General features: G+C 70.3%; 22 protein-coding genes. 11 read left to right on the top strand and 11 right to left on the bottom strand.

Translation table 11 applies throughout. The features are described from left to right. Positions 1-58: 58 nt before the first annotated feature. From ACFVHK_RS04210 to ACFVHK_RS04200, 3 genes are all read right to left on the bottom strand, one after another. Positions 59-379 (bottom strand): WhiB family transcriptional regulator, encoded by a 321-nt coding sequence (locus tag ACFVHK_RS04210; protein ID WP_129234301.1) that lies wholly within the window; start codon positions 377-379, stop codon positions 59-61. Positions 380-543: 164 nt separating this feature from the next. Beyond that, the gene (gene galE / locus ACFVHK_RS04205) at positions 544-1,512 is read right to left on the bottom strand and encodes a UDP-glucose 4-epimerase GalE (RefSeq protein ID WP_376927745.1); all 969 of its coding nucleotides are present in this window, start codon (positions 1,510-1,512) and stop codon (positions 544-546) included. 55 nt (positions 1,513-1,567) lie between these two features. Continuing rightward, entirely contained in the window at positions 1,568-1,717 is a 150-nt protein-coding gene (locus ACFVHK_RS04200) for a hypothetical protein (protein ID WP_155051933.1), read from the bottom strand. Between the two features lie 98 nt (positions 1,718-1,815). Here ACFVHK_RS04200 and ACFVHK_RS04195 point away from each other — a divergent pair, with 98 nt between their 5' ends. Beyond that, on the top strand, positions 1,816-2,772 hold the full coding sequence (locus ACFVHK_RS04195) for a GlxA family transcriptional regulator (RefSeq protein ID WP_129234299.1): 957 nt from the start codon (positions 1,816-1,818) through the stop codon (positions 2,770-2,772). Between the two features lie 65 nt (positions 2,773-2,837). Here ACFVHK_RS04195 and ACFVHK_RS04190 read toward each other — a convergent pair whose 3' ends face one another. Further along, complete coding sequence (locus ACFVHK_RS04190; protein ID WP_376927744.1) at positions 2,838-3,806, bottom strand: acyltransferase family protein; 969 nt, start codon at positions 3,804-3,806, stop codon at positions 2,838-2,840. A 109-nt stretch (positions 3,807-3,915) separates the two neighbouring features. After that, on the bottom strand, positions 3,916-5,160 hold the full coding sequence (gene manA, locus ACFVHK_RS04185) for a mannose-6-phosphate isomerase, class I (RefSeq protein WP_376927743.1): 1,245 nt from the start codon (positions 5,158-5,160) through the stop codon (positions 3,916-3,918). Between the two features lie 104 nt (positions 5,161-5,264). Between manA and ACFVHK_RS04180 the strand changes: the two genes are divergently transcribed. Further along, a complete protein-coding gene (locus ACFVHK_RS04180) occupies positions 5,265-6,443 on the top strand; it encodes an acyl-CoA dehydrogenase family protein (protein WP_376927742.1) in 1,179 nt (392 codons plus the stop codon). A gap of 11 nt (positions 6,444-6,454) precedes the next feature. On the opposite strand, the gene ACFVHK_RS04175 is transcribed toward ACFVHK_RS04180, so the two are convergent. Then, positions 6,455-7,756 (bottom strand): UDP-glucose dehydrogenase family protein, encoded by a 1,302-nt coding sequence (locus ACFVHK_RS04175; RefSeq protein WP_376927741.1) that lies wholly within the window; start codon positions 7,754-7,756, stop codon positions 6,455-6,457. Positions 7,757-7,854: 98 nt separating this feature from the next. On the opposite strand from ACFVHK_RS04175, the gene ACFVHK_RS04170 reads away from it, so the two are divergent. From ACFVHK_RS04170 to ACFVHK_RS04145, 6 genes are all read left to right on the top strand, one after another. Next, positions 7,855-9,213 (top strand): O-antigen ligase family protein, encoded by a 1,359-nt coding sequence (locus tag ACFVHK_RS04170; protein WP_376927740.1) that lies wholly within the window; start codon positions 7,855-7,857, stop codon positions 9,211-9,213. Further along, positions 9,210-10,466, top strand: a complete 1,257-nt coding sequence (locus ACFVHK_RS04165) for an O-antigen ligase family protein (RefSeq protein WP_376927739.1) — start codon at positions 9,210-9,212, stop codon at positions 10,464-10,466. The genes ACFVHK_RS04170 and ACFVHK_RS04165 overlap by 4 nt, the downstream gene beginning before the upstream one ends. A gap of 96 nt (positions 10,467-10,562) precedes the next feature. Next, positions 10,563-11,315 (top strand): NAD-dependent epimerase/dehydratase family protein, encoded by a 753-nt coding sequence (locus ACFVHK_RS04160; RefSeq protein WP_376927738.1) that lies wholly within the window; start codon positions 10,563-10,565, stop codon positions 11,313-11,315. Beyond that, entirely contained in the window at positions 11,315-12,007 is a 693-nt protein-coding gene (locus ACFVHK_RS04155) for an IspD/TarI family cytidylyltransferase (RefSeq protein WP_376927737.1), read from the top strand. The genes ACFVHK_RS04160 and ACFVHK_RS04155 overlap by 1 nt, the downstream gene beginning before the upstream one ends. Next, positions 12,004-13,911: a glycosyltransferase family 2 protein gene (locus ACFVHK_RS04150; protein WP_376927736.1), complete on the top strand. Its 1,908-nt coding sequence runs from the start codon at positions 12,004-12,006 to the stop codon at positions 13,909-13,911. The genes ACFVHK_RS04155 and ACFVHK_RS04150 overlap by 4 nt, the downstream gene beginning before the upstream one ends. Positions 13,912-13,939: 28 nt before the next feature. Next, on the top strand, positions 13,940-15,421 hold the full coding sequence (locus ACFVHK_RS04145; protein ID WP_376927735.1) for a glycosyltransferase family 2 protein: 1,482 nt from the start codon (positions 13,940-13,942) through the stop codon (positions 15,419-15,421). A gap of 21 nt (positions 15,422-15,442) precedes the next feature. On the opposite strand, the gene ACFVHK_RS04140 is transcribed toward ACFVHK_RS04145, so the two are convergent. From ACFVHK_RS04140 to ACFVHK_RS04125, 4 genes are read right to left on the bottom strand one after another with little or no spacing between them, the layout of a single operon-like run. Further along, the gene (locus ACFVHK_RS04140) at positions 15,443-15,721 is read right to left on the bottom strand and encodes a hypothetical protein (protein WP_376927734.1); all 279 of its coding nucleotides are present in this window, start codon (positions 15,719-15,721) and stop codon (positions 15,443-15,445) included. Next, positions 15,718-17,262 carry a class I SAM-dependent methyltransferase gene (locus tag ACFVHK_RS04135; protein WP_376927733.1) on the bottom strand — a complete coding sequence of 515 codons (1,545 nt, stop codon included), beginning with the start codon at positions 17,260-17,262 and terminating at the stop codon, positions 15,718-15,720. Before ACFVHK_RS04135 ends, ACFVHK_RS04140 begins: the two co-directional genes overlap by 4 nt. Next, positions 17,259-18,005 carry an ABC transporter ATP-binding protein gene (locus tag ACFVHK_RS04130; RefSeq protein ID WP_376927732.1) on the bottom strand — a complete coding sequence of 249 codons (747 nt, stop codon included), beginning with the start codon at positions 18,003-18,005 and terminating at the stop codon, positions 17,259-17,261. Before ACFVHK_RS04130 ends, ACFVHK_RS04135 begins: the two co-directional genes overlap by 4 nt. Further along, entirely contained in the window at positions 18,002-18,871 is an 870-nt protein-coding gene (locus ACFVHK_RS04125) for an ABC transporter permease (protein ID WP_376927731.1), read from the bottom strand. Before ACFVHK_RS04125 ends, ACFVHK_RS04130 begins: the two co-directional genes overlap by 4 nt. A 125-nt stretch (positions 18,872-18,996) precedes the next feature. Between ACFVHK_RS04125 and rfbA the strand changes: the two genes are divergently transcribed. Genes rfbA through ACFVHK_RS04110 form a run of 3 tightly spaced genes read left to right on the top strand, consistent with a single transcriptional unit; the run spans position 18,997 to position 22,276 of the window. Next, positions 18,997-19,872, top strand: coding sequence for a glucose-1-phosphate thymidylyltransferase RfbA (gene rfbA / locus ACFVHK_RS04120; protein WP_376927730.1), 876 nt, complete (start codon positions 18,997-18,999; stop codon positions 19,870-19,872). Next, positions 19,869-20,879 carry a dTDP-glucose 4,6-dehydratase gene (rfbB, locus tag ACFVHK_RS04115; RefSeq protein ID WP_376927729.1) on the top strand — a complete coding sequence of 337 codons (1,011 nt, stop codon included), beginning with the start codon at positions 19,869-19,871 and terminating at the stop codon, positions 20,877-20,879. The genes rfbA and rfbB overlap by 4 nt, the downstream gene beginning before the upstream one ends. After that, a complete protein-coding gene (locus tag ACFVHK_RS04110; RefSeq protein WP_376927728.1) occupies positions 20,876-22,276 on the top strand; it encodes a sugar nucleotide-binding protein in 1,401 nt (466 codons plus the stop codon). The genes rfbB and ACFVHK_RS04110 overlap by 4 nt, the downstream gene beginning before the upstream one ends. 15 nt (positions 22,277-22,291) lie before the next feature. Here ACFVHK_RS04110 and ACFVHK_RS04105 read toward each other — a convergent pair whose 3' ends face one another. Beyond that, complete coding sequence (locus tag ACFVHK_RS04105) at positions 22,292-24,268, bottom strand: cell wall-binding repeat-containing protein (RefSeq protein WP_376927727.1); 1,977 nt, start codon at positions 24,266-24,268, stop codon at positions 22,292-22,294.

Genomic DNA, 24,268 nt, shown 5'->3' with positions numbered 1-24,268 from the left:
GCATCCGTCACCACTGCGGGCGTGCCGTGAGCGCGCACGGACTCGCCCGATCCGACGTTCAGCCGGCCTGTCGACGGAGCTTGCGGCGCTCGCGCTCCGAGAGCCCGCCCCAGATGCCGAACCGCTCGTCGTTGGCGAGCGCGTACTCGAGGCACTCCGAACGGACCTCGCAGCCCGTGCAGATGCGTTTGGCGTCGCGCGTGGAACCGCCCTTCTCGGGGAAGAACGCCTCCGGATCGGTCTGTGCGCACAGCGCATCGGTCTGCCACGCCAGTTGGTTGTCGTCGTCTGCGACCCCGCGAACCCCCGGTACGCCGAGCCGCACGGGGTCGACGAACCAATCCTCAGGTACCCCAGAACGATATTCAGGCTTGCCCATATCGTCTCCCACCCAGTTGTACCGACATCCCCGAGGGGTGTGTCTCACCAATTACACCGGTGTAATTCGGTGGAGTCAAGTCGTGGATGGAGAACCCTCAATACCGCGTCGAGGCTTGACACCGACCTCGACACGCTGGAGGCGTGTCCGAGTCGTGATCGGGCTCACTCGACGGATGCCGCGCGGCGGGCCGACCACGCGCTGGCGACCATTTCGCCCAGCGTGTGGCGCATCCGCCAGTCGAGGTCGCGGGCGGCGAGCTCGCCCGACGCGACGATGCGCGCCGGGTCGCCCTCGCGGCGGGGTCCGACCTCGGGAGTGAAGTCGTCGCCGGTGACCCGTGCGATCTCGCGCATGATCTCGCCCACCGACACGCCGTCACCGGATCCGAGGTTGTAGACCGACTCGATCGGCTCGCCGGCGTCGAGGCGGCGTGCCGCGGCCACGTGCGCGTCGGCGAGGTCGGCGACGTGGATGTAGTCGCGCACGCACGTGCCGTCGGGCGTCTGGTAGTCGTCGCCGTTGATGCGCGGGGTGCGCCCATCGAGCAGGGCGTCGAAGACGAGCGGGAAGAGGTTGTGCGGGCTCGGGTCGAACACCTCGTCGGTGCCCGAGCCGACGACGTTGAAATAGCGGAGCGAGGTGTGGCGGAGCCCGGTCGCGCGCGCCTGGTCGGCGAGCAGCCACTCCCCGATCAGCTTGGACTCCCCGTACGGCGACTCGGGGCGCTTCGGCGTGTCCTCTCTCACGAGGTCGACGTCGGGGGTGCCGTAGACGGCGGCGCTCGAGGAGAAGACGATGCGATCCACGCCGCTCGCGGCCATGGCGCCGAGGAGCCGCGCGGTGCCCGTGACGTTCTGCTCGTACGTGTGGAGGGGGCGTTGGACCGAGACCCCTGCGTACTTGAACCCGGCGAGATGGACGACGCCGCGGACGTCGTGCGCCTGCATCGTGTCCTCGAGGAGCGCGCCGTCGAGGATCGAGCCGTGGACGAACGGCGAGCCCTCGGGGACGAAGGTCCGCCGGCCGGAGGACAGGTCGTCGACGACGACCGTGTCGATGCCCCGTGCCCGGAACGCGCGCACGACGTGCGCGCCGATGTAGCCCGCTCCCCCGGTGACCAGCCAGCTCATGTCCCGCCTTCCGCCGCCGGAGCTTCCGGCGTCGTGACGATGCTAGCGGCCGGCGTCAGGCGCGTCGCAGCGGGGCCCGGTCGACGTGACGCACGCGGTCCCGGATCTCGGGGCGGCCGTAGCCGTCCGAGTCGAGCCGGAGGAGCGTCGCGACGACGCCCCACACCGCGAGACCGGCGAAGATCAGCAGCACGATGATGTCCATGGCAGGAATTCTGCGCCTTGCAGGATCCTGCCGACAGTGGCAGACTCGCCACTGATCGACACATTCCTGCCACACTGTGGCGGCATCCAGGAGGATCCGTGCTCCACACCATCGCGTGCATCGCCGTCCCGCAGATGGCGCCGTTCGAGTTCGGCGTGATCTGCGAGGTGTTCGGCATCGACCGGTCCGAACAGGGCGGCCCCACGTTCGACTTCCACGTCGTCGCCGCGGAACCCGGGCCCATCTCCACGAAGCTCGGCTTCGACGTGGTCGTGCACGAGGGACTCGAGGCCGCCGAGACGGCCGACCTCGTCGCCGTCCCCGCCTCGCTCATCGACGAGCCCGCCCACCCCGAGGTGCTGCGGGTCATCCGCGAGGCCGTCGACCGAGGCGCCTGGGTGCTGAGCGTCTGCTCCGGCGCCTTCACGCTCGGCCGCGCCGGCGTCCTCGACGGCCGCCGGGCGACCACGCACTGGATGTACACCGACCGCATGGCCGAGATGTTCCCCGACACCGTCGTCGATCCCGACGTGCTCTTCGTCCAGGACGGCAAGGTCGTCACCGGCGCGGGCACCGCCGCCGGCATCGACGCGGCGCTGCACATCGTCCGGACCGAACTCGGCGCGAGCGCCGCGAACATCGTGGCCCGGCGCATGGTCGTCCCGCCGCAGCGCGACGGCGGGCAGTCCCAGTTCATCCAGACCCCGGTCGTCGACGCCAGGAGCGACTCGTTCGCCCTCGTCACCGAGTGGATGCTCGAGCACCTCGACGAGGACCTCACGGTCGACCGCCTCGCCCGCAAGGCGCTCATGTCACCCCGAACCTTCGCCCGCAAGTTCCGCGCCGAGACCGGCACGACGCCGAACGCCTGGCTCAACCGCCAGCGGCTCCTCCGCGCGCAGCAACTGCTCGAGGAGACCGACCTGACGCTGGAGGAGATCGCCCGCGAGACGGGCTTCGGGGCCGCGGCCGTCATGCGCCACCACTTCGTGAAGACGCTGCAGACCACGCCGACGCAGTATCGGCGGGTGTTCGGGCCGCGACAGGTCGGCTGACGGCGAGCGGATGCCGCGGCATCCGCTCGACTCGCACCCGCGCGACGGCCGCCGCGCGGCGCGGATCAGACGAGCAGGCGCCCCCAGCGGGATCGGCGCAGCAGCAGGCCCGCGACGACGGGGACGGTGAGTGCGAACGCGAAGACCGCGATCGATCGTGCGCCCACCACGTTGCCCGCGGCGATGAAGAAGGCGTGTCCGAGGATCACCGGCATCGCGACCGCGGCGAGCGCGATCGCCCCGCGCGAGACCCAGGACGGGAACCGCTCCTGGACGCCCTCGAACACGAGGATCAGGCCGCACGAGATCGCGGCGCTCACGACGACGCTGACGATCGGCGCCCCGAAGTCGGCCGCCTTCATGTCCACGGGCGGCACGACCCCCGAGACCGTGAGCGCCAGTCCGACCCCGACGAGCGCGAGCCCGATCGGCAGCGGCGCGCCGACCCGGTCGCGGTACCGCCGCAGTCCGTCGCCCGCGCTGACGAACACCAGGGCGGCGAGCCCGACGCCCGCGGACCACGGCACCCACCTCACCCACTCCGGCTGCACGTAGGCGACCCCGAGCACCACAGCTCCGACGGCGAGCGGCAGCCACGTGGCGACCGCCGAGAGGGCCCGCATCGCCACGGCCGCCACGAACAGAGCCGTGACGAACCAGAACGCGGCGTACTGCCCGCCGATGCGCGCGCCGCCGAGCACGAGCGCCACGGGGTCGGGCATCTGCATCGTGCCGACCACCGCCGTGAACCCCGCCCACGCGACTGTGACGACGACGAGCCAGAGCGCGTACGGCAGGAGGAGCGACCGCGCCCGACGGCGCACCTCTTCGCCGATCGAGCGTCCCTCGCGCCAGAGGTACCCGCTCAGCACGAAGAACACCGGCACGTGCCAGCTGTAGATCGCCTGATGGGTCAGCCCGCCGGCCCAGATATGGGCGAAGACGACCGCGACCACGCCGACGACCCGGAGTGCGTCGATCCCGGCGGATCGGGTCGCGACCGGCGCGACGGAGCGGGTGAGGGCGGGCTGCATCGCGGTATTGTCGCACGCCGCACCCGGACGCCACCCGAATGCCCTGCGTCGGACCCGGCGGACGCGACCGGGCCGACCGCGCCGCGGACGACCCCTCGGGTCGCGGAGGTCAGGCCACGGCAGGTGGCACCGTCGCGACCCACGCGGTGCCCTCGCCCGTCACCGAGAGCTCCGTCTCGTCGGGCGACGCGAACGCGGCGCCGCCGCGCCCGAGCTCGATCGAGCCGTGCCGCCCCGAGACCTCGACCCGACCGCCCTCCGCCAGGATCACGGCCGGCCCCGACAGGGGCAGGCGGAGGTCGTCCGACGCGCCCTCGATCCGGAGCAGCGTGAACTCGGGGACCGGCGGCCGGTACTCGAGCACGCCCGGCGCGATCTCAGCGGCCGGGAGCAGCGGCGGCTCCATAGGCGCGAAGTCCAGGACCTCGAGCAGCTCGGGGATGTCGACGTGCTTGGGCGTCAGACCGCCGCGCAGGACGTTGTCGCTCGCGGCCATGAGCTCGATACCGAGGCCCGAGAGGTAGGCGTGGATGTTGCCGGCGTCCAGGAACAGGGCGTCGCCTCGTCGGAGGGTCACCCGGTTCAGCAGGAGCGAGATCACGATCCCCGGATCGCCCGGGTACTCGTCGGCGAGGTCGAGCACCGTCCGGAACGAGGCAGCGTACGACGACTCCAGCGCCCTCGCCGTCCCTGCGAGCGCGATCGTCCGCTCGATCAGCCACGCCGCCTCGCCGGAGTCGCCGCCGCGACCGTCCTGCAGCAGCCAGGCGACGGCCTCGCGCAGCGGCTCCGGGCCGTCCAGCCGCGAGGCGAGCAGGTCGAGCGCCCCCGGCTGCGGATCGTCGGACGCGGCGTCGGCCTCGCGCAGCACCGTGAGCACCGCGCGGACCTCCTCCAGCGGCCGGAAGCCGGACAGGGCCTCGAACGTCCCGCTCACCGCGACGATCAGCTCGGGCTTGGCGTACGGGTCTCGGTAGTTGCGATCGAAGGCGTCGATCGGAACCCCCTCCGCCTCCTCGCGGGCGAAGCCGAGACGCGCCTGTTCCGGCGTGGGGTGGGCCTGGAGCGACAGCGGTCGCGCGGCGGCGAGGACCTTCAGCAGGAACGGCAGGCGCGCGCCCTCGCGCGCGTGCTCCGGGCCGAGCGCGAGTCCGGGGTTGCCCGCGATGAGCTGAGCCAGATCTTCGGCGCCCACCGCCTCGGCGTCGACGATCTCGGCCGGCGACCCGGCGTGCGCACCGAGCCACAGCTCCGCCTCGGGTCCGCCGCTCGGTTCCGCGCCCAGGAACTCCGCGATCGCGGTGTGGGATCCCCACGCATAGTCTCGAGCAGCGTTGCGGATCGCGACAAACATGGGGCAGGGAGTCCTTTCGAGGTTTGGCGGCAGACTACCAACGGCTGCGGCCGCCTCGATGCGCCGACCTAGGCTCGGGCATCCGCCGACGAAGAGGAGCACTCATGTCCTTCGAGCCGCTCGCGAGCGACTTCTACTCGTACGAGTCCCTGCTGACCCCCCGCGAGAAGGAGGCCCTCGCCGAGATCCGCTCGTGGCTCGAGCGCGATGTGCGCCCCATCGTCAACGCGTACTGGGAGCGCGCGGAGTTCCCCACGCAGGTCGTGAAGCCGCTCGCCGACCTCGGCGTGCTCTCGTTCGCGTGGGACGAGACGGCGCCCTTCGAGAACTCGGCCGTCTTCCGCGGCTTCGTCGCGCTCGAGCTCGCGCGCGTCGACGCGTCGGTCTGCACATTCGTCGGCGTGCAGAACGGCCTCGCGACCGGGTCGGTCGCGGTCGCCGGTTCCGAGGAGCAGCGCCGGGAGTGGATCCCCAAGCTCGCCTCGGGCGAGGTCGTCGGCGCGTTCGGGCTCACCGAGCCGCTCTCCGGCTCCGACTCCGCGCGCGGCCTTCGCACCACGGCCCGCCGCGAGGGTGACGGATGGGTGCTGAACGGGCAGAAGCGCTGGATCGGCAACGCCACGTGGTCGGACATCACGATCATCTGGGCCAAGGACGAGGCCGACGGCCAGGTCAAGGGGTTCATCGTGCCCACCTCGACGCCCGGGTACGAGGCGAAGAAGATCGAGGGCAAGATCAGCCTGCGGATGGTCCAGAACGCCGACATCACGCTCACCGACGTGCGCGTGCCCGAGTCGCTCCGCCTCCAGAACGCGACGTCGTTCCGCGAAACCGCCGCGGTGCTGCGCCAGACGCGTGCCGAGGTCGCCTGGTCGGCCGTCGGCACGGCGATCGGCGCGTACGAGGCCGCGGTCCGCTATGCGAAGGAGCGCGACCAGTTCGGCAAGCCGATCGCCTCGCACCAGCTGATCCAGGACCTCCTCGTGAAGTGCCTCGGCAACATCACGGCCTCGCTCGGCATGGTCGTTCGCGTGTCGCAGATGCTCGACGCCGGGCTGCAGCGCGACGAGCACTCGGCCCTCGCCAAGGCATACGCGACGTCCGCGATGCGCGAGGCCGTCGCATGGGCCCGGGAGGCGTGCGGAGGCAACGGCATCGTGCTCGAGTACGAGGTCGGCCGGTTCTTCGCCGACGCCGAGGCCCTGTACTCCTACGAGGGAACGCGCGAGATGAACACGCTCATCGTGGGCCGCGCGATCACGGGCCAGGCCGCGTTCGTCTGATCGGCGCGACGTCAGCTGCGCCCGAGGCCGCGATAGACGAAGCCGGCATCGCGCCATGAGCCGGGATCGAGCACGTTCCGCGCGTCGATCACGCGCGGCGTCGCCATGAGCGCGGCGACATGCCCCGGATCGAGCTCACGGTACTCGCGCCACTCGGTGACCAGCACCGCCAGCTCGGCGTCGCGGAGCGCGTCCTCGGCGGTCGGCGTGTACTCCAGCTGCGGATGCCGCAACCGCGCGTTCGCGATGCCCTCGGGGTCCGTCGCCCTCACGCGCGCGCCCAGGCCGTGCAGACGGGCCGCGACGTCCAGTGCGGGCGAGTCCCGCGTGTCGTCGGAGTCGGGTTTGAACGTCAGGCCCAGCACTGCGATGCGGCGCTCGAAGACCGCCCCGCCGAGCATCTCGACGGCGAGGTCCACGGCCCGCTCTCGGCGACGCAGGTTGATGGCGTCGACCTGCCGCAGGAACGCGACCGACTCGGCGCGTCCGAGCTCCTCGGCGCGGGCGGTGAACGCACGGATGTCCTTCGGGAGGCACCCGCCGCCGAAGCCGATGCCGGCGTTGAGGAACCGACGTCCGATGCGCGCATCGTGGCCGATCGCGTCCGCGAGGGTCGTGACATCCGCCCCGGTGGCCTCGGCGATCTCGGCCATCGCGTTGATGAAGCTGATCTTCGTGGCGAGGAACGCATTCGCCGCGGTCTTCACGAGCTCCGCGGTGGCGTAGTCCGTGACGATGCGCGGCGTCCCCGTGTCGAGCACCTGCGCGTACACCTCGTCGAGCAGGGCCGCGTCCGCGGGGTCGGCCACGCCGTAGACGAGGCGGTCCGGGGTAAGCGTGTCGGCGACCGCGAAGCCCTCGCGGAGGAACTCGGGGTTCCACGCGAGGGCCGCACGGGACCCGGCCGTTCGCAGCCGGTCGACCAGCCCGTCGGCCGTGCCCACGGGGACCGTGCTCTTGCCGACGATGATCGATCCGGGCGCCGCGATCCGGGCGAGCGCGTCGACGGCGCCGTGCACGAAGCGGAGGTCGGCACCGTCCGAGTTGGGCAGCTGTGGGGTACCGACCGCCAGGAAGTGCACGCGCGCGTCGGCGGCGTCGGCGAGGTCGGTCGAGAAGCGCAGCCGTCCCGAGTCGATCCCCTCGGTGAGCAGCTCCGGCAGCCCCGGCTCGAAGAACGGCGCGACGCCGGCGGCGAGCTTGTCGACCTTCGCGGCATCCGTGTCGATGCCGACCACATCGTGGCCCAACCGCGCCATCGCGGCCGCGTGCACCGCTCCCAGGTAGCCGCAGCCGATGACGGAGATCTTCACGTCGCTCCTCTCGCTCCCCGCACATTCTCCACGATCGGGCGTACGACGACGACGACGTGCCGTGCTCGACCGTTCGGCCGACCGATACCCTTGTCGGCATGAGCATCGGACGACGCCGCGCGCTCGAGGCCGCGTATGCGACGTTCGCGCTGTTCACCGTCCTCGCGGGCCAGTTCTGGCGGAACCTCCTCGGCTGGTGGGGCTTCGGGGTGATCGCGGCGCTCGTGGTCGTCGGCGCCGTCTGGCTGTGGACCTCGCGCCGACCCGCCCTCTCGTGGCGCCGCGTGCCGAAATCGACCCTCGCCTTCCTGCTCGTCGCGTCCCTGTCGATCGCATGGTCGAACTACCCCGGCACGAGCGCGCTCGGTCTGCTGATCACGCTCGCGACCACGACCACGGGCGTCTCCCTGGCCCTCTCGCTCGGCTGGCACGGGTTCCTCCGCGCCCTGTCGTCGGCGCTCAAGTGGGTGCTCGCGCTCTCCCTGCTCTTCGAGCTGTGGGTGGCGGTGTTCGTGCGCGAGCCGTTGCTGCCGAACTTCGTGGACTACGGGGACGGGAAGCTCCCCATGGCCTTCTATTGGTCGCGGTCGCTGCTGTTCCACGGCGGGCCGATCGAGGGCATCGTCGCGAGCCGCAACCTGCTCGCGATGGCCGCGCTGCTCGCGATCATCCTCTTCGGCTGCCTGCTCGCCAGCGGCGGCATGCGCCGGGCGCAGGGCATCGGATGGCTCGTCACGGCCGGGATCGTGTTCGCCCTGACCCGGTCGGCCACCGTCGTCCTGGTCTCGGTGGTCGTGCTCGCTGCCCTCGGCTTCGCGCTCTGGGCCCGCCGTGCGGGCCCGGACGGGCGGCGGCGCGTGTACCTGACGGCGGCCGCGACGTTCGCGGCATCCGTCGCCCTCCTCGCGGTCGCCTGGAACGCGCTCCTGTCCATGTTCGGCAAGGGCGAGGACCTCACCGGACGGCTCGACATCTGGGCGGCGGTGATCGACCTCGGCGGTCAGCGACCCGTGCTCGGCTGGGGATGGGTGGGCTACTGGGCACCGTGGGCGGAGCCGTTCGACGGCCTCGCGGTGCGCAAGGGCGTCGAGTACCTGCAGGCGCACAACGCCTGGCTCGACGTCTGGCTGCAGCTCGGGATCGTCGGCCTCGTCGCGTTCGCGTCGATCGTGGCGGGTGCCCTGTGGCGATCCTGGTTCCTCGCCGTCGACCGGCCGAAGGACGAACGGGGTCGCCCCGCGCCGTACTCGGCGATCGCGCTCGTCCCGCTCCTGGCCATGGTCGCGCTCATCGGGCAGTCGCTCGCCGAGAGCCGGCTGCTCGTCGAGTCCGGATGGCTGCTGCTCATCGCGATCGCGTGGGGCACGAAGCAGCGCCAGTGGTCGTCCGAGCCCCTGCCGCCGATGGCCCCCGCACGGTCGCCGCGCCGATTCGCGCGCCCGGAGGCGCATCCGTGAGGGACGCGCTGCGCGAGTTCGCCGGATCAGCGCGCCTCGCCCAGGCCGTGACGCTCATGGCCGTCGGCCTGGCATTCTCGACGCACGCGGTGCGGTCGCTCGTCGGCTGGCCGGGCCTGATCGCCGCGATCGCTGCGCTCCTCGTGCTCGCAGGCCTGTCCCTGGTGGCGCGATGGCGCGCGGTCGAGTGGTACGGCATCCTCCCGCTCACGATCCTCGTCTTCGTCGGCTGGTGCGGCGCGTCGGTGATCTGGTCGACGCGCCCCACCGCCACGGTCCTCGGCGTCGGCTACCTCGTGGCGTTCGGCGTGCTCGGCGTGTACGTCGCCCTCATGCGCGACACCATCCAGATCGTGCGGGCGTTCGGAGACGTGTTCCGGATCCTGCTGGCCGTGTCCCTCGCGCTCGAGGTGCTCTCCGGCATCCTGCTCGACCTGCCGATCGCCTTCCTCGGCATCCGTGGCGACATCGCCTCGCTGGGGCCGATCCAGGGCCTGTTCGGGTCGAGGAACCTCCTCGGCTTCGTGGCGCTCGTCGCCCTCATCACGTTCATCATCGAATGGCGCACCCGCAGCGTCGTCCGGGGCCGCGCCATCGGGTCCATCGTGCTGGCATCTGTCGCGCTCGTGCTCGCGGGCTCCCCCACCACCTGGATCGCGCTCGGCGCGTCCCTCGTCGCGCTCGTCGCGCTCTACGGCCTGCGGCGCGTTCCAGCCGAGCGTCGCTGGCGCGTGCAGGTCGCCCTCCTGGCTGGCGCGGTCGCGACGCTCGTGGCCGGATGGCTGCTCCGTCTCCGCATCATCGAGCTCCTGGACGCCCGCGCCGAGTTCGACGTGCGGCTCGACGTCTGGCGCGAGGTGTCGCGCTACCTGTCCGCCAACCCGCTGCAGGGTTGGGGATGGTCCGGTCGCTGGCCGTCGGGCACCCCATACCTCTGGGTCGAGCGCGCGGTCGGGCGCGACCTCGGGTCGGCGCTCAGCGCGTTCATCGACGCGTACTTCCAGGTCGGCGTCATCGGGGTGCTGCTCTTCGCGGCCCTGCTCGGCGTGGCGCTCGTGCGCTCGTGGCTCCTGGCCTCGAACCGCCGCAGCGTCGTCTACCTCTGGCCGGCGCTCGTGCTCGTCGCGATCGCGGTCACGAGCGTCGCCGAGAGCTTCGCACTCGTCGAGGGCGGATGGATGCTGCTCGTCGTGTGCGCGGTCAAGGCGGCGCGCGACATGAGCTGGCGGGACGCCCTCGCCTCGGCGCGGTGACTGCGCGGACCGGCGTCCGACTACACTCGTCAGATCACCCCAGCTCGTCGACGAAAGGCACACGTGAGGACGGCTCTGATCGGATACACGGGGTTCGTGGGATCGAATCTCGCCAGCAGGTTCCCCTTCGATGATGTGTACAACACGTCGAACATCGACGACATCGTCGGCAAGCGCTACGACCTCGTGGTGAGTGCGGGGAATCGCGCGGACTCCTTCCGGATCAACAGGAACGGCGACGACGACCTCCGCGAGGTCGATTCCCTCGCCGACCGCCTGGACCAGGTCGAGATCACCCAGCTCGTCCTCGTCTCCACCGTGTGCGTCTACCCTGGCGCTTCGTCGCCCGACGAGACGGCGCCGCTCGACATGGCGGACCTCACGCCGTACGGGGCGAACCGCCTGCACCAGGAGCAGCGGCTCGCGGCTGCGCACGACACGCTCGTGCTCCGTCTTCCCCAGCTCTACGGCGACGGCCTGAAGAAGGGCATCATCTACGACCTCGCCCACGACTACCGCGTCGAGTTCATCCGCCCCGACGCGCGCTTCCAGTACTACGACGTGCGCCGGCTCGCCGACGATCTCCGAGCGGCACTCGACGCCCGCCTCAGCTCGCTCAACCTCGCCACCCCCGCGATCCGGAACGATGTGATCGCGCGCGAGGCGTTCGGCATCGACGTCAGCGGCAACGACCCGGGGCCGGCCGACCCGTTCGCGGACATGTACACGCGCGACATGCGCACGATCCACGCCGCGGCGTTCGGCGGTGCAGACGGGTACCTCATGGACGAGGAACGCGAGCTCGCCGAGATCGTCGCGTTCGCACGCTCGCTCCGGGAGGACAGCTGATGTATCAGGGCCATCGCGTCTCGGCGATCATCACCTGCGCCGGGAAGGGGACCCGCTTCGGGTCCAACAAGCTCCTCGTCACCATCGACGGCTCGACCGTGATCGAACGCACCGTCCGCTGCTTCGCGATCCCGATCGTCGATGAGATCGTGGTGACCGTCAGTCCGGAGAACGAGTCGGTCTACCGTGAGATCCTCGAGGGCGCCGGCATGCACGTGACGTACGTCCACGGCGGGGCCGAGCGGCACCTCTCGGCGATGAGGGGCCTCGAGGCCACGACCGGCGACATCATCATCACGCACGACGGGGTGCGGCCGTTCGCGACCCCGGACCTCATCGAGCGAGCCATCGCCGCGGGGGTCAGCAACGGCGCCGCCATGCTCGGGATGCCCAGCACCGTCCAGGTGAAGCTGGTCAACGACGAAGGGTACATCGAGGGCTCCCTCGACCGCTCCCACTCGTGGTTGGGGCAGACGCCGCAGGTCTTCCGTCGCGGCCTGCTCGAGACCGCCTACCAGCGCGCGGTCGAGACGAACTACGCACGCGTGAGCGACGATGCCGACCTCGTCGCCGAGTTCGCCGGCGTTCCGGTCAGGATCGTCGAAGGGAACGTGAACAACATCAAGATCACGACCCCCCAGGACCTGGGTACCGCGCGCCTCATCGCCGAGCACCTCGTGGACGAGGAATGACTCCGGCCGTCCCGCTCGTGAGCGTCGTCGTCGCCACCTATGCCTCGGGGCCCGGACTCGACCGACTCGTGGCATCCCTCGACGCGCAGACCCTCGCATCCGATCGATTCGAGGTGATCTTCGTGGACGACGGGTCGCCTGACGGCACGCTGGAGCGTGTGCGGGCGATCGCCGCCGTTCGGCCGAACGTCCGCGTCGAACGGATCGAGAACTCCGGCTGGCCGTCGCGCCCGCGGAACGTCGGCCTCGGCATGGCCCGGGGCGAGTGGGTCCTCTTCATGGACCATGACGACGAGCTCTACCCCGACGCGCTGCGGGCGGCGAGCCACTGGGGCGCGCGGAACGGGGCCGACGTCGTGAACGGGAAGGAGGCGCGAACGCACGACCCGGGGTGGGCCCTCGCCACCTACCGTGCGGATCGGCCGCAGGACCGCGGTCGTCGGGACGCACATCCGCTCGTCCCCATGAATCCGCACAAGCTCTATCGGCGGGAGTTCCTCGAGCAGCACGGCATCAGGTTCCCTGAGGGTCGCCGCGTGCTCTGGGAGGACATCTTCTTCAACCTCCAGGTCGCCGAGCACGCCACGACGATCTCGACCCTGGCGACGACGCCGTTCTACCACTGGGTCCAGACGAAGGGCAGCGGCTCGACGACGTTCCGCCGCGCCGACCCGGAGTGGTGGAGCCACCTCGAGCGGGTCGTCGAGTCCATCGAGCACCATCTGGCGAAGGACGAGCTCCAGCGACGGCAGCTGCTCCGGCACCAGTACGCCACCCGGGTGCTCCCCGCGTTCCAGCCGAGCTTCCTCAGGCGGCCGGCGAGCGAGCAGGAGATGATCCTCGATCGCGCGCGCGCCATGCAGCAACGGTACTTCCCGGTCGCGCTCGACGCGTCGCTCGACCGGTCGGCCCTGGCGATCGCGCGTGCGCTGCGACTCGGCGACGACGAGCGACTTCGACGGCTGTGCGCGGTTGCGGGCACGGATCGCTTCGGCCCGCCGAAGCTCCTCCAGCTTCGATGGGAAGACGGTGCGCTGGTCGTCCGGGCGTCCGCGACCACGGTGGACCGCGACGGTGGAGGCACGTTCGCGGCGATCGACGGACGGGTGCTGCCGTTCCCACCCGACCTGCTCGACGGACTCGGGGATCCGGGCGACTTCGACGTGCGCGACGAACTCGAACGCACCATCCCGTCGTTGGTCGTCCGCGCCCGCGGGGATCGGATCGGCTGGGAACTGGCGTCCACCGAGACCCACGTCGAGCTCACGGAGACCGACGGACGCATCACCGCGGGCGTGACGGTCGAGTCGCGGCTCGATCCCGCGTCGGCGGCGCTCGGCGAACCCCTGGGGACCGACGTCTGGGACGTCTTCCTCCGGACCGACCGCGATGGACGCATCCAGTGCCCGCGTGTCGCGGCCGATCCGACGGCGGCTTCGGCGGCGGTCGTCGGCGACCGCGTCTGCGTCGCCTACCGCAATCGCGACGGGTACCTCAGCGTCGATGTGGGCGGCCGGGTGGCCTCTCCATTCGATGCGACCACGCCCTCCGGCGCGACCACCGGTCAGGACGGACGGATCGAGCTCGGGCTGCCCGACGTCCCGGTATGGGCGAACGGTTCGGCCGACGCCTGGGTCGAGCTCGGCTACCGTCGACCCGGAGTCCGATCAGCCGTCAACGCCTGGGTGCGCAGTCTCCTCGGCCGGAGCCATCCGCCCGTTCGGGTGCCGGCGCGGCTCGTCCCCGGCCCGTCGGGCGACGCGGTCGCGCGGCTCGCGCTCCCGGACCCGAGGGGAACCTACCGCTGGGTGGCCACGCAGCGGTCACCCGGTGCACCCGCGTGGCGGCTCGCGGCGCGCCGCGGCGGCGCGAGCCTGGACGTCAGCGGACGAACGGATGGGTGACCCGTCCGGACACTCGACGGTAACGGTCGTGGTCCCGACATGGCGATCCGGATCCGGCCTTGATCGACTCCTGGGCTCGATCGACGCCCAATCCCTGGACCCCGCACGATGGGACGTTCTCCTGGTCGACGACGGGTCGCCGCCCGAGGACTTCGCCCGCATCCAGGACGTCGCCGATCGGCACCTCAACACGCACCTGCTCCGGATCGAGCACTCGGGGTGGCCGAGCCGGCCGCGCAACGTCGGCATCGACGAGGCGACGGGCGACTTCATCCTGTTCGCCGACCACGACGACGAGCTCTACCCGGATTCATTGCGCGTCGCACTGGAGACCCTGGATCGCACGCAGGCGGACGTGTACGCGGGCAAGGAGGCCCGCACGGACCAGCCCAAGTGGGCGCTGACGGCGTTCGACCGCAACGTCGACGACGCCACGACGCGTGAGGACGTGCACGCCCTCGCCCCGACCAACCCGCACAAGCTCTACCGGACCTCGATGCTCCGGGACCACCGGATCCGCTTCCCGGAAGGCGGGCGGCAGCTGTGGGAGGACGTGATCTTCAACGCCGACGTCGCGCGCGTGGCCCGCGGCGTGTCCGTCGGCTCGCAGGAACCGTTCTACCACTGGGTCCGAGACGGCGTCACGACCTCGAGCTCGTTCGCTCGCGACGACCTCGAGTGGTGGGAGGCCCTGGCGCGCGTCATCGACCACGTCACGCGCCCCTCACCGGACCGAGGGGCCGATCCCCAACGGCTCCTCATGCTCGAGATCCAGTTCCGAGAGCGCGTGCTCCCGGCGATCGGGCCCGGTCTGCTCGCACGTGAACCCGAGATGCGCCGCGCCATCCTCGAGCGAGGGGCGGAACTGGTGCGCGATCACTGGGACGAGCGACTGGAGCCCGGACTCCCGGTCCACCTGCTCGCACGCGTTCGGCTCGCGCAGGCCGGTCGGCTCGAACTCCTCGAGGAGCTCGCCGGTTACGACCGGGACATCGCCGGGATCGCCTTCGCACGGAAGGCCTCGATCGGCGACGAGGTCGAGCTGCATGTGACGGCGAGATGGATGTCGCGGCACGGCGGGTTCCTCGACCTCGTCGTGACGCGGGACGGCTCCGTGCGGCGCCGGCTCTCCCCCGACCTCGAACGCGTGCTGGAGCCGGAACTGCTCGTGCTGGACGACGATCTGGCGCGTGCCTCCGTGACGATCGGGCTCCGGTCGCGATCGACGAAGATGACCTGGCTCGTGCCGACCGAGTCGGAGCTCGAAGTCTCGGCCACGCCCGGTTACCCGGATGTCACGGCGAGGTCCGTCGCGCGATTCCGGCCGGACCAGGTGCGGCTCGGCGAGCCCATGGAACCGGGGTACTGGGACCTGAACGCCCGGACCGACCTCTTCGGCGTGGTCAACCAGCGTGCCGTGCGCGCCGTCGGCACGCCGTCGACCTCAGCGCGAAGGGGCCTGCGCGTCTACGCCAACGTTCATGGCAACCTCAGCCTGCGACTCGGCTAGGCCCGGGTCCGGGACTCCAGGTCAGCTCGCGTGCCGGCCGTCGTCGGAGGCGACTGGCCGCGCGGTCAGCGGCATGTCGTCCTGAAGTCGCTCGAACACGAGATCATACAGTTCCACGACTCGGCGATTGTCGCGCCGTACCTCGTTCAGCTCGGCCCTGAGCTCGCGGACCTCGGTCTCGTAGTCGGCGAGCAGCGCGAACAGGTCGTCGCCCGAGTGATTCGCCTCGGAGAGCAACCTGAGGTTCTGGTACGTCCGCGGAGCGATCCGGCTGAGCACCTTTCCGATCAGACGCTTCATTGCTGCTCTCCTTCGACGACGCGGGCCGACGCGTCGGCCACGATGATGAACTCCTGGATCGTCCGATTTCCGAGATCCGTACGGATGACGTGCTCGTGGCCGAACTCCACGCGGAGCGGGAACGGCCCGATCTCCTGCTCGATCCAGTCACGCGGATAGTGCCAACTCGTGGGGTTGCCCCGCTGGTAACCCTTCGGCAGGTTCGTGGGAACCGATCCCGAGGCGAACCCCTCGCCTCGGAGCACGAGCTGCAGGAAGAGGAAGACGTTCTCGCGGTTGACCTGCGTGAGCCCGTGGACCAGGTCCGCGATGCGCACGTGCCAGACCTCGCCGGTCGCGAGGAGCTGCGCACCGAGGCCGAACAGATCGTGTCGGTCGTTGAGGTTCGCGTATGCGAAGCGCGCCCCGGCGACCGCATTCGCCGAGGCGATGGACAGCGCCTCGTGGCTGAAGTCGATCCCGAGCACCGAATGACCGGCCGCCGCGATGCGGTTCGTCGCCTCGCCTGTCCCGCATCCGAGGTCGAGCACGTTCGCTCCGGCGGGCAGGGCGTCGAGGAACCGATCGAGTCCGCCGCCCGCCGGTTCGGCCTGCCGGATCGAGTCGAGCGCGAGGTAGCGCTTCTCCCAGTACACGCGAGCACGGTTGAAGACGCCGAAGCTGTTCTCGAACCTCCGGCGCGTCCACTGCGAGGTCTCGAACTTGAACGAGGGATCCGGGATCCGCCAGTTCGGGCCGTAGGCGTACTCGAGCCAGGCCTCCGGACGTGCCGGGGCCGGCAACGCGACGCCGTCGACGTCGACATCGACGACCGGCAGCAGGTCCTCGCGGACGACCTCCGGTCCGCGGAGGGCGAACGGCTGGTGGTAGAGCCCGTCGCGAAAGTATCCCGTGAAGACGTCGACGTAGTGCTCGACGTGCCCGCGGTCGTCGAAGAAGTCGATCTCGAGGTGCGCGAGGCTGTGGCGCACCACGGTGTACCCGGCCACGCGGAGCACGCGCTCCATGCGATAGCTGTCGAGCGCGATGTCGGACGGGTCCGAGTGCTCGCTGAGGAACGCGAGGTCGACGTCGTCGTCGTGCGGCAGGAGTCCTCCCGAGCGCATGTAGCCGAGCAGGCTCCCCCCGACGATGTAGACGGAGAACCCTGCGTCCTGGACGACCCGGACGATCTCGGCGGAGTGCTTGAGGAGACGATCCCGAAGCGACGCCTCGCCACCGTCGAACACCGGCCCGAGGCGGTCCCACTTGTTCATCGCGAGCGGGCGGCCCATCGAGTCCGCCAGCCGGATCCGATCCGTGCTTCCGGGGAACGTCACCTCGCGGGAGGCGATGACCTCGTCGTCGGCGGCGTCGCGGAGCGTGATCATCGTCCGTCCCCGGAGGTACGGCTTGAGCGCGTTCGGCCAGGCGATGCGACCTCCGGCGTCGGGGGCGACCCGTGCGGACCACACTCGCCGGCCGTCGAAGAGGACGTCGATCGTCCGCGGCCCCTCGTGATCGCCGAGGTCGACGTGGATGCTCCTCCGGTCGATCCTCATTTCGCGGTCAGCACCTCGACGGCCTCCTGGACCGGTCCGTCGAAGATCTTGTGCCCCTTGCGGATCACGATGCCGCGCTCGCAGAGCTCCGTCACCATGTTCGTGTTGTGGCTGACGATGAGCATGGTCTTCCCCGCGAGGGCCAGTTCGTGGATCTTGTCCGAGCACTTCTTGCGGAACGGGGCGTCGCCCACGGACAGGATCTCGTCGACGAGGAGGACGTCGAGCTCGACATGGATCGCCACGGAGAAGGCGAGCCGCAGGAACATGCCGGAGGAGTAGTGCTTGACCTCCTGGTCGATGAACTCGCCGATCTCGGAGAACTCGACGATCTGATCGAATCGGGCATCGATCTCCGACTTGCCCATGCCGAGGATCGCCGCGTTGAGGTAGACGTTCTCGCGTCCGGAGAGATCGGGATGGAACCCGGCACCGACCTCGATCAGGCCGGCGACGCGGCCCCGCGTGAGGACGCGACCGTCGTCGGGCTCGAGGACGCCGGAGATGAGCTTCAGGAGCGTCGACTTGCCGGAGCCGTTCAGGCCCATGATGGCCACGCTCTCGCCCTCGCCGACGGTGAAGCTGATGTCGTGCAGCGCGTCGAAGGTGGTCGAACCCACCTTCTTGCGCTTCACCCAGGAGACGAACGCCTCCTTGAGGGAATGCGTGTGCCGGATGCTGAACTTCTTGCTGACGCCGTCGACGATGATGCTCGGCCGGGCGCTCGTGGTGGTCTGGCTCATAGGTCTTGTGCGAAGCTCCGTTCGAACCGGCGGAAGACGATCTGGCCGAGGACGAGGACGACGACGCAGATCCCCAGCGACACGCCGATGTCGCCGACGATCGACGACGAGACCACGTCCGCCGGGTTCTCGGCGCTCGTCGTCGGCGACCAGAACGCGAGGTGGAACAGCTCGACGGCCGTGGTCAGCGGGTTGAGCATGTAGATCCGGAACGCCCATTCGGGCAGGGCCGTCTGCACCATCGCGATCGTGTACAGCACGGGCGACGCCCAGGTCGAGAGCATGCGGATGATCTCGACGAAGTTCTGCGCGTCGCGGAACCGGACGTTGACGGCGCCGAACAGGAGCCCGAGGCCGAGGCTGAAGAGCAGGACGATGAGCAGGCCGAGCAGGAAGGCGCCCAGGGCCATGAACGAGGGCAGCCAGCCCAGGAGGATCCCCGCGAAGAGGAGGATGGCGACCTGCGGGAGGAAGTGAATGAGCGCGACGATGATCGACGCGATCGGGAAGAGCTCCCTCGGCAGGTAGATCTTCCTGACCAGTGCACGGTTGTCCACGATCGAGTGGGTCGCGTTGCCGAAGCCCTCGTTGAACAGGTTGATGGCGACGACGCCGGCGAAGAGGTAGATCGCGAAGTTCTCCACGTCGCGGTGGAACTGCAGCACCACCCCCATCACGAAGTAGTAGATGAAGAACTGCGCGGCCGGCTTGACGTAGGACCACGTCCAGCCGAGCACCGAGTTGCGGTACCGCGTCGAGGTGCCCTTCCGGACGAGCAGTCGAAGCAGGTACCTGCGGGTGAAGACATCGAGGATGCCTCGACCGCGGCCCGGGGTCTGGAACCCGGTCAGGTCGGTTACGGTCATCGGTCCGCGTACTCCAAGGGGGTGCGTGCAGGTGAGGGGGCGGCCTCTGGGCCATCTGGCATCCTAGCGGGCGCAGCCTGCGAGCGAGCCGACATCGTGTGACGTCCATAGGGCAAGATGGTCGGGTGAAAGGCATCATCCTCGCCGGAGGCTCCGGGACCAGGCTGCACCCGATCACGCTCGGCATCTCCAAGCAGCTGATCCCGGTCTACGACAAGCCGATGGTCTACTACCCCTTGTCGACCCTGATGCTCGCGGGGATCCGGGACATCCTGGTGATCACCACGCCGCATGACGCCGAGCAGTTCCATCGCCTGCTGGGCGACGGATCCCAGTTCGGGGTGGAACTGTCGTATGCGGTCCAGGATCGACCGGACGGGCTCGCCCAGGCCTTCGTGATCGGCGCGGACTTCATCGGGGACGACGCCGTCGCGCTCGTCCTCGGCGACAACATCTTCTACGGCCCCGGGATGGGCTCCCGGCTCTCGAGGTTCGCCGACCTCGACGGCGGTGCGGTGTTCGCCTACTGGGTGAGCGACCCGACCGCCTACGGCGTCGTCGAGTTCGACGATGACGGGCGCGCGCTGTCGCTCGAGGAGAAGCCCGCGGAGCCCCGGAGCAATTACGCCGTGCCCGGCCTGTACTTCTACGACAATGACGTCATCGAGATCGCCCGCGGCCTCACGCCCTCGGCGCGCGGCGAACTCGAGATCACCGACGTGAACACCGCGTACCTCCGGCAGGGACGCCTCCAGGTCGAGGTGCTCCCCCGTGGAACAGCGTGGCTCGACACGGGCACGTTCGATTCGATGGCCGACGCAGCCGACTTCGTGCGCACGCTCGAACGGCGTCAGGGGCTGAAGGTCGGCGCACCGGAAGAGGTGAGCTGGCGCCAGGGCTGGCTGAGCGACGACGAGCTCCGAACGCGCGGAGAGGGACTGGCCAAGTCCGGCTACGGTCGGTATCTGCTCGAACTACTGGAACGGGGGATGCATTCGTGAGCCGACTGCTCGTCACCGGCGGCGCCGGATTCATCGGATCGAACTTCGTCCGCTACCTCGTCGAGCGGACCGATCACTCGGTCATCGTGCTGGACAAGCTCACCTACGCCGGGAACCTGGCATCCATCGAGGACCTGCCGGCCGAGCGCGTGCGCTTCGTCCGGGGGGACATCGCTGACGCAGGACTCGTCGACGGGCTCGTCGGGGAGCTCGACGGCGAGCACGACGCGATCGTGCACTACGCCGCCGAATCGCACAACGACAACTCGCTCTCGGACCCGCGACCGTTCCTCGACACCAACGTGATCGGGACGTACACGCTGATCGAAGCGGCGCGCCGTCGTGGCACGCGCTTCCACCACATCTCGACCGACGAGGTGTACGGCGACCTCGAGTTGGGCGATCCCGCCCGCTTCACGGAATCCACTCCGTACAACCCGTCGAGCCCCTACTCGTCGACCAAGGCCGCGTCGGACCTGCTCGTCCGTGCGTGGGTGCGCAGCTTCGGGCTTCGCGCGACGATCAGCAACTGCTCGAACAACTACGGGCCGTACCAGCACGTCGAGAAGTTCATCCCGCGTCAGATCACGAACGTGTTGCGCGGCGTCCGCCCGAAGCTCTACGGCCGGGGTGAGAACGTGCGCGACTGGATCCACGCGGACGATCATTCCTCCGCGGTGCTCGCGATCCTCGAGCGCGGGCGGATCGGCGAGACGTACCTCATCGGCGCCGACGGCGAGCGCTCGAACCGCGAGGTCGTCGAACTGATCCTCGAGGCGATGGGACACCCGCGCGACGACTACGACCTCGTGCCGGATCGGCCGGGTCACGACCTGCGATACGCGATCGACTCGACCAAGCTCCGTGACGAACTCGGCTGGACCCCTCGATTCCGAGACTTCGAGAGCGGCCTCCGCGCGACCGTGGACTGGTACCGCGCCAACGAGAGCTGGTGGGCGCCGCAGAAGGACTCGGCGGAGGCGCGGTACGCGGAGCTCGGTCGATGAGCGGAGCCCACGACCTCCGGATCGAGGAGACGCCGATCGCCGGGTTGCTCATCGTCGACCTCCCCGTCCACGGCGACGCGCGCGGCTGGTTCAAGGAGAACTGGCAGCGACGCAAGATGGTCGCGCTCGGACTGCCGGACTTCGGGCCGGTGCAGAACAACGTCTCGTTCAACGACGCCGTCGGCACGACGCGCGGGATCCACGCCGAACCGTGGGACAAGCTGGTCTCGGTCGCGACCGGGCGGGTGTTCGGCGCGTGGGTCGACCTGCGCGAGGGCGAGGGCTTCGGCACGGTCTTCACCGCCGAGATCGGCGTTGATCGGGCGGTCTTCGTCCCCCGGGGCGTCGGAAACGCCTACCAGACCCTCGACCCCGACACGGCGTACTCGTACCTCGTGAACGAGCACTGGAGCCCCGAGGCGGAGTACACGTTCCTGAACCTGGCAGATGAACGCTCAGCGGTGCCGTGGCCGATTCCGCTCGATCGCGCGGAGATCTCGGACAAGGATCGCCGGCACCCGCGGCTCGAGCAGGTGGCGCCCGTGCCGCCTCGGCCGCCCGTCGTGGTGGGCGGCGACGGTCAACTCGGGCGCGCACTCCGATCCGTCCTGCCGGAGGCGGTCTTCCTCACGCGCGTCGACCTCGACCTGGCCGACGCCGCGGCCGTGGCCGCGCACGACTGGTCCCGGTACTCGGCGATCGTCAACGCCGCGGCCTTCACCGACGTCGACGGGGCGGAGACGGACGCCGGCCGGGCCACCGCCTGGCGCGTCAACGCGACGGCGCCCGGCCTCCTGGCCGAAGCGGCCCGCGCCCACAGGCTCCTCCTCGTCGGCGTCTCCACCGACTACGTCTTCGACGGGGAACGGGCCGACCACCGCGAGGACGAGCCGGTCGCGCCGCTCGGCGTCTACGGGCAGACCAAAGCTGCCGGAGAGCTCGTCACGGCCACAGCCCCCGAGCACTACGTGGTGCGCACGAGCTGGGTCGTGGGCGAGGGGTCGAACTTCGTGCGCACGATGCATCGCCTCGCCGGGACCGGGGTGGATCCCGCCGTCGTCGACGACCAGTTCGGCCGACTCACGTTCGCCGACGAGCTCGCACGCGCCCTCCGCTTCCTCCTCGAGACCCGTCCGCCCAGTGGGCTCTACCACGTCTCGAACAGCGGGCCGGTGCGTTCCTGGCACGATATCGCGCGGCGCGTCTTCGAGCTGTCCGGAGCGGACCCCGATCGCGTTTCGTCGACGAGCACGATCGAGTACGGTGCCGGGCGATCGATGGCCCCGCGGCCTCGACACAGCGACTTCGACCTCGATCGCATCCGCTCCGTCGGGTTCGATCCCCGCGATCAGGACGAGCAGCTCGCGGCCTACGTCGCCGCGCTCGACGGCCGCTGAGCAGGGCCCCGTGGCTCAGCAGGGCGTGAGCCGGGCCACGCGATCGGAGAGGACCGCGGCGCCGCCGAGCAGACGGAGCTGCGTGATGCCCTTGTCCTGGATGGCGGAGGCGATCGGGGACGGCACGCACGTCGGACGCGTGAGCAGCAGCGGCGCACCCGTCCTGCCGGCCGCGGCGGCGCCCGCGAGCGCGTCCGCGAACGCGGTGCCCGCGGCGAGGTACGCCGGGCCTCCGCTCCCGAAGGCGCCGCGCACGACGGCCGCGCTCGTCGCGTAGCGGTCCGATCCCGCGTAGCGCTTGACCGTGAATGACGCCTTCAGCGTCGACTCGATCCCCGAGGACACCACCGCCGTACCGCCCGCGATCCGGACCTCGCCCACCTTGAGCGACGTGAGGAGGTTCCGCGTGGCGGAGTCCACGCCGCTCGCGCGTCCGGGAACGAGCACGATCGGCCCCTTGACCTTGCCGGCAGCGGCGCCGGCCGACAGTGCGTCGGCGTACCCGGTGCCCGTCGCCACGTAGGCGATCGACGCGCTGCCGAAGGCGTAGTCGGCGATCAGCCGGCTCGTCGCGTACCGGTCGGCACCCCCGAGCCTCGTCGTCGGAGCGATCTTCCCGAGCGCCGACTGCACCGTGCTGCCGACGACCCCGGATCCGCCGACCACCACGATCTTCGCGGGCTTCAGGCGCGTGAGTTCGGCGGCCGTCGCCGACGACAGGGAGGTCCGGCCCGTCAGCAGAAGCGGTCCGCCCTGCGCCGCCGCCGCGGGCGCGGCCGACAGCGCGTCGGGGTAGTCCAGGCCCGACGCGACGTAGGCGACGGGGACGCCAGCCGTCGGGTAGGTGGCTTTCGAGACCGCGGCGGCCGTGGCGTACCGGTCGGCGCCCGCCAACCGGGTCCAAGGGAGGTCGAGCTTGACCCGCGGATCGCCGAACCAGTCGCGGTGCAGTCGCCAGAAGTTCCGGTTGCCGTAGCTCGAGCACGAGTCGCCCGTGCCGTAGAGGTTCGCGAGCGCCGCGGTGTTCGGCTGGTACGGCGTGTAGTAGTAGAGCGCCGCGGTGGCCCGGTTCTGGACCACGATGTCGGAGCCGCCGCAACGCGAAGCGTCCGGGTGGTAGAGAACGCGGTTCGACGACCCGACCCGGATCCACGTGAACGAGCCGTCCGGGTCGCCGTACCAGGTGAGCTGCCGGCCGGCCGCGTAGACCTGGTTGAAGAAGCCGTAGTACGTGCTGTCGCAGGCCGACGTGTCCGGGCAGCCGTAGCCCATGGCCTTCTGCATCTGCCCGAGGCCCGGATCGGGATCCGAGACGAGCGACTGCTCCTTCTCGAGCGTGACGAGGATGACGCGTGCGCTGATGTTGCACGCGCGCTGGACCTTGTAGATGATCCGTGCGGCCGACTCAGCGGCGCCGCCCGTGTAGGTGGAGCACGTACCCCAGCTCCACGTGCGCGTGGGCGTGTCGACCCTGTAGTTGGCGAGGCAGTACGAGTTCTTGCACGTGCCGACCTTGGACTGCAGGAACGACTGGATCTGGCTCTCGCTCATCGCGGAGCCGTTGTAGAAGTTGGCGTCGACGATGAGGTTGCCCGCGGTGAAGCCGGAGGCGGCTGTCGAGGCCGCAACGGTCGCGCCGGCCGATGCCGCCGCGGCGGCGCTCGCGGTGGCGACCGCGTCACCGACCGCGGCGGCCACGGTCTCGTCGAACCCCTGCAGCGAGCGCGCGGCATCGCCGGTCCCCGGCTCCGCGACATCCGCCTCGGCCGCCTGCAGCCGCAGGTGCGCTTCGTACTGCCGCTGCTCCTCGGTCAGGTCGGACTCGTCGGTGGGCGCCTCCCCCGGGGTGTCGCGCCACCCGGGCACGTCGATCGACGTCCCCGACGCGCGGGGCGAGCCCGCCACGGTGTCCTCCGCGTTCGCGGCGACCGTCGCCGTGGTGGCGATCACTGCTCCCACGACCAATCCGGTCAGCACTCGTCCGGCCCGCAT

Source organism: Agromyces binzhouensis (genome assembly GCF_042672355.1).
Classification (GTDB): domain Bacteria; phylum Actinomycetota; class Actinomycetes; order Actinomycetales; family Microbacteriaceae; genus Agromyces; species Agromyces binzhouensis.
This window is presented reverse-complemented; position numbering and strand designations above follow the sequence as displayed.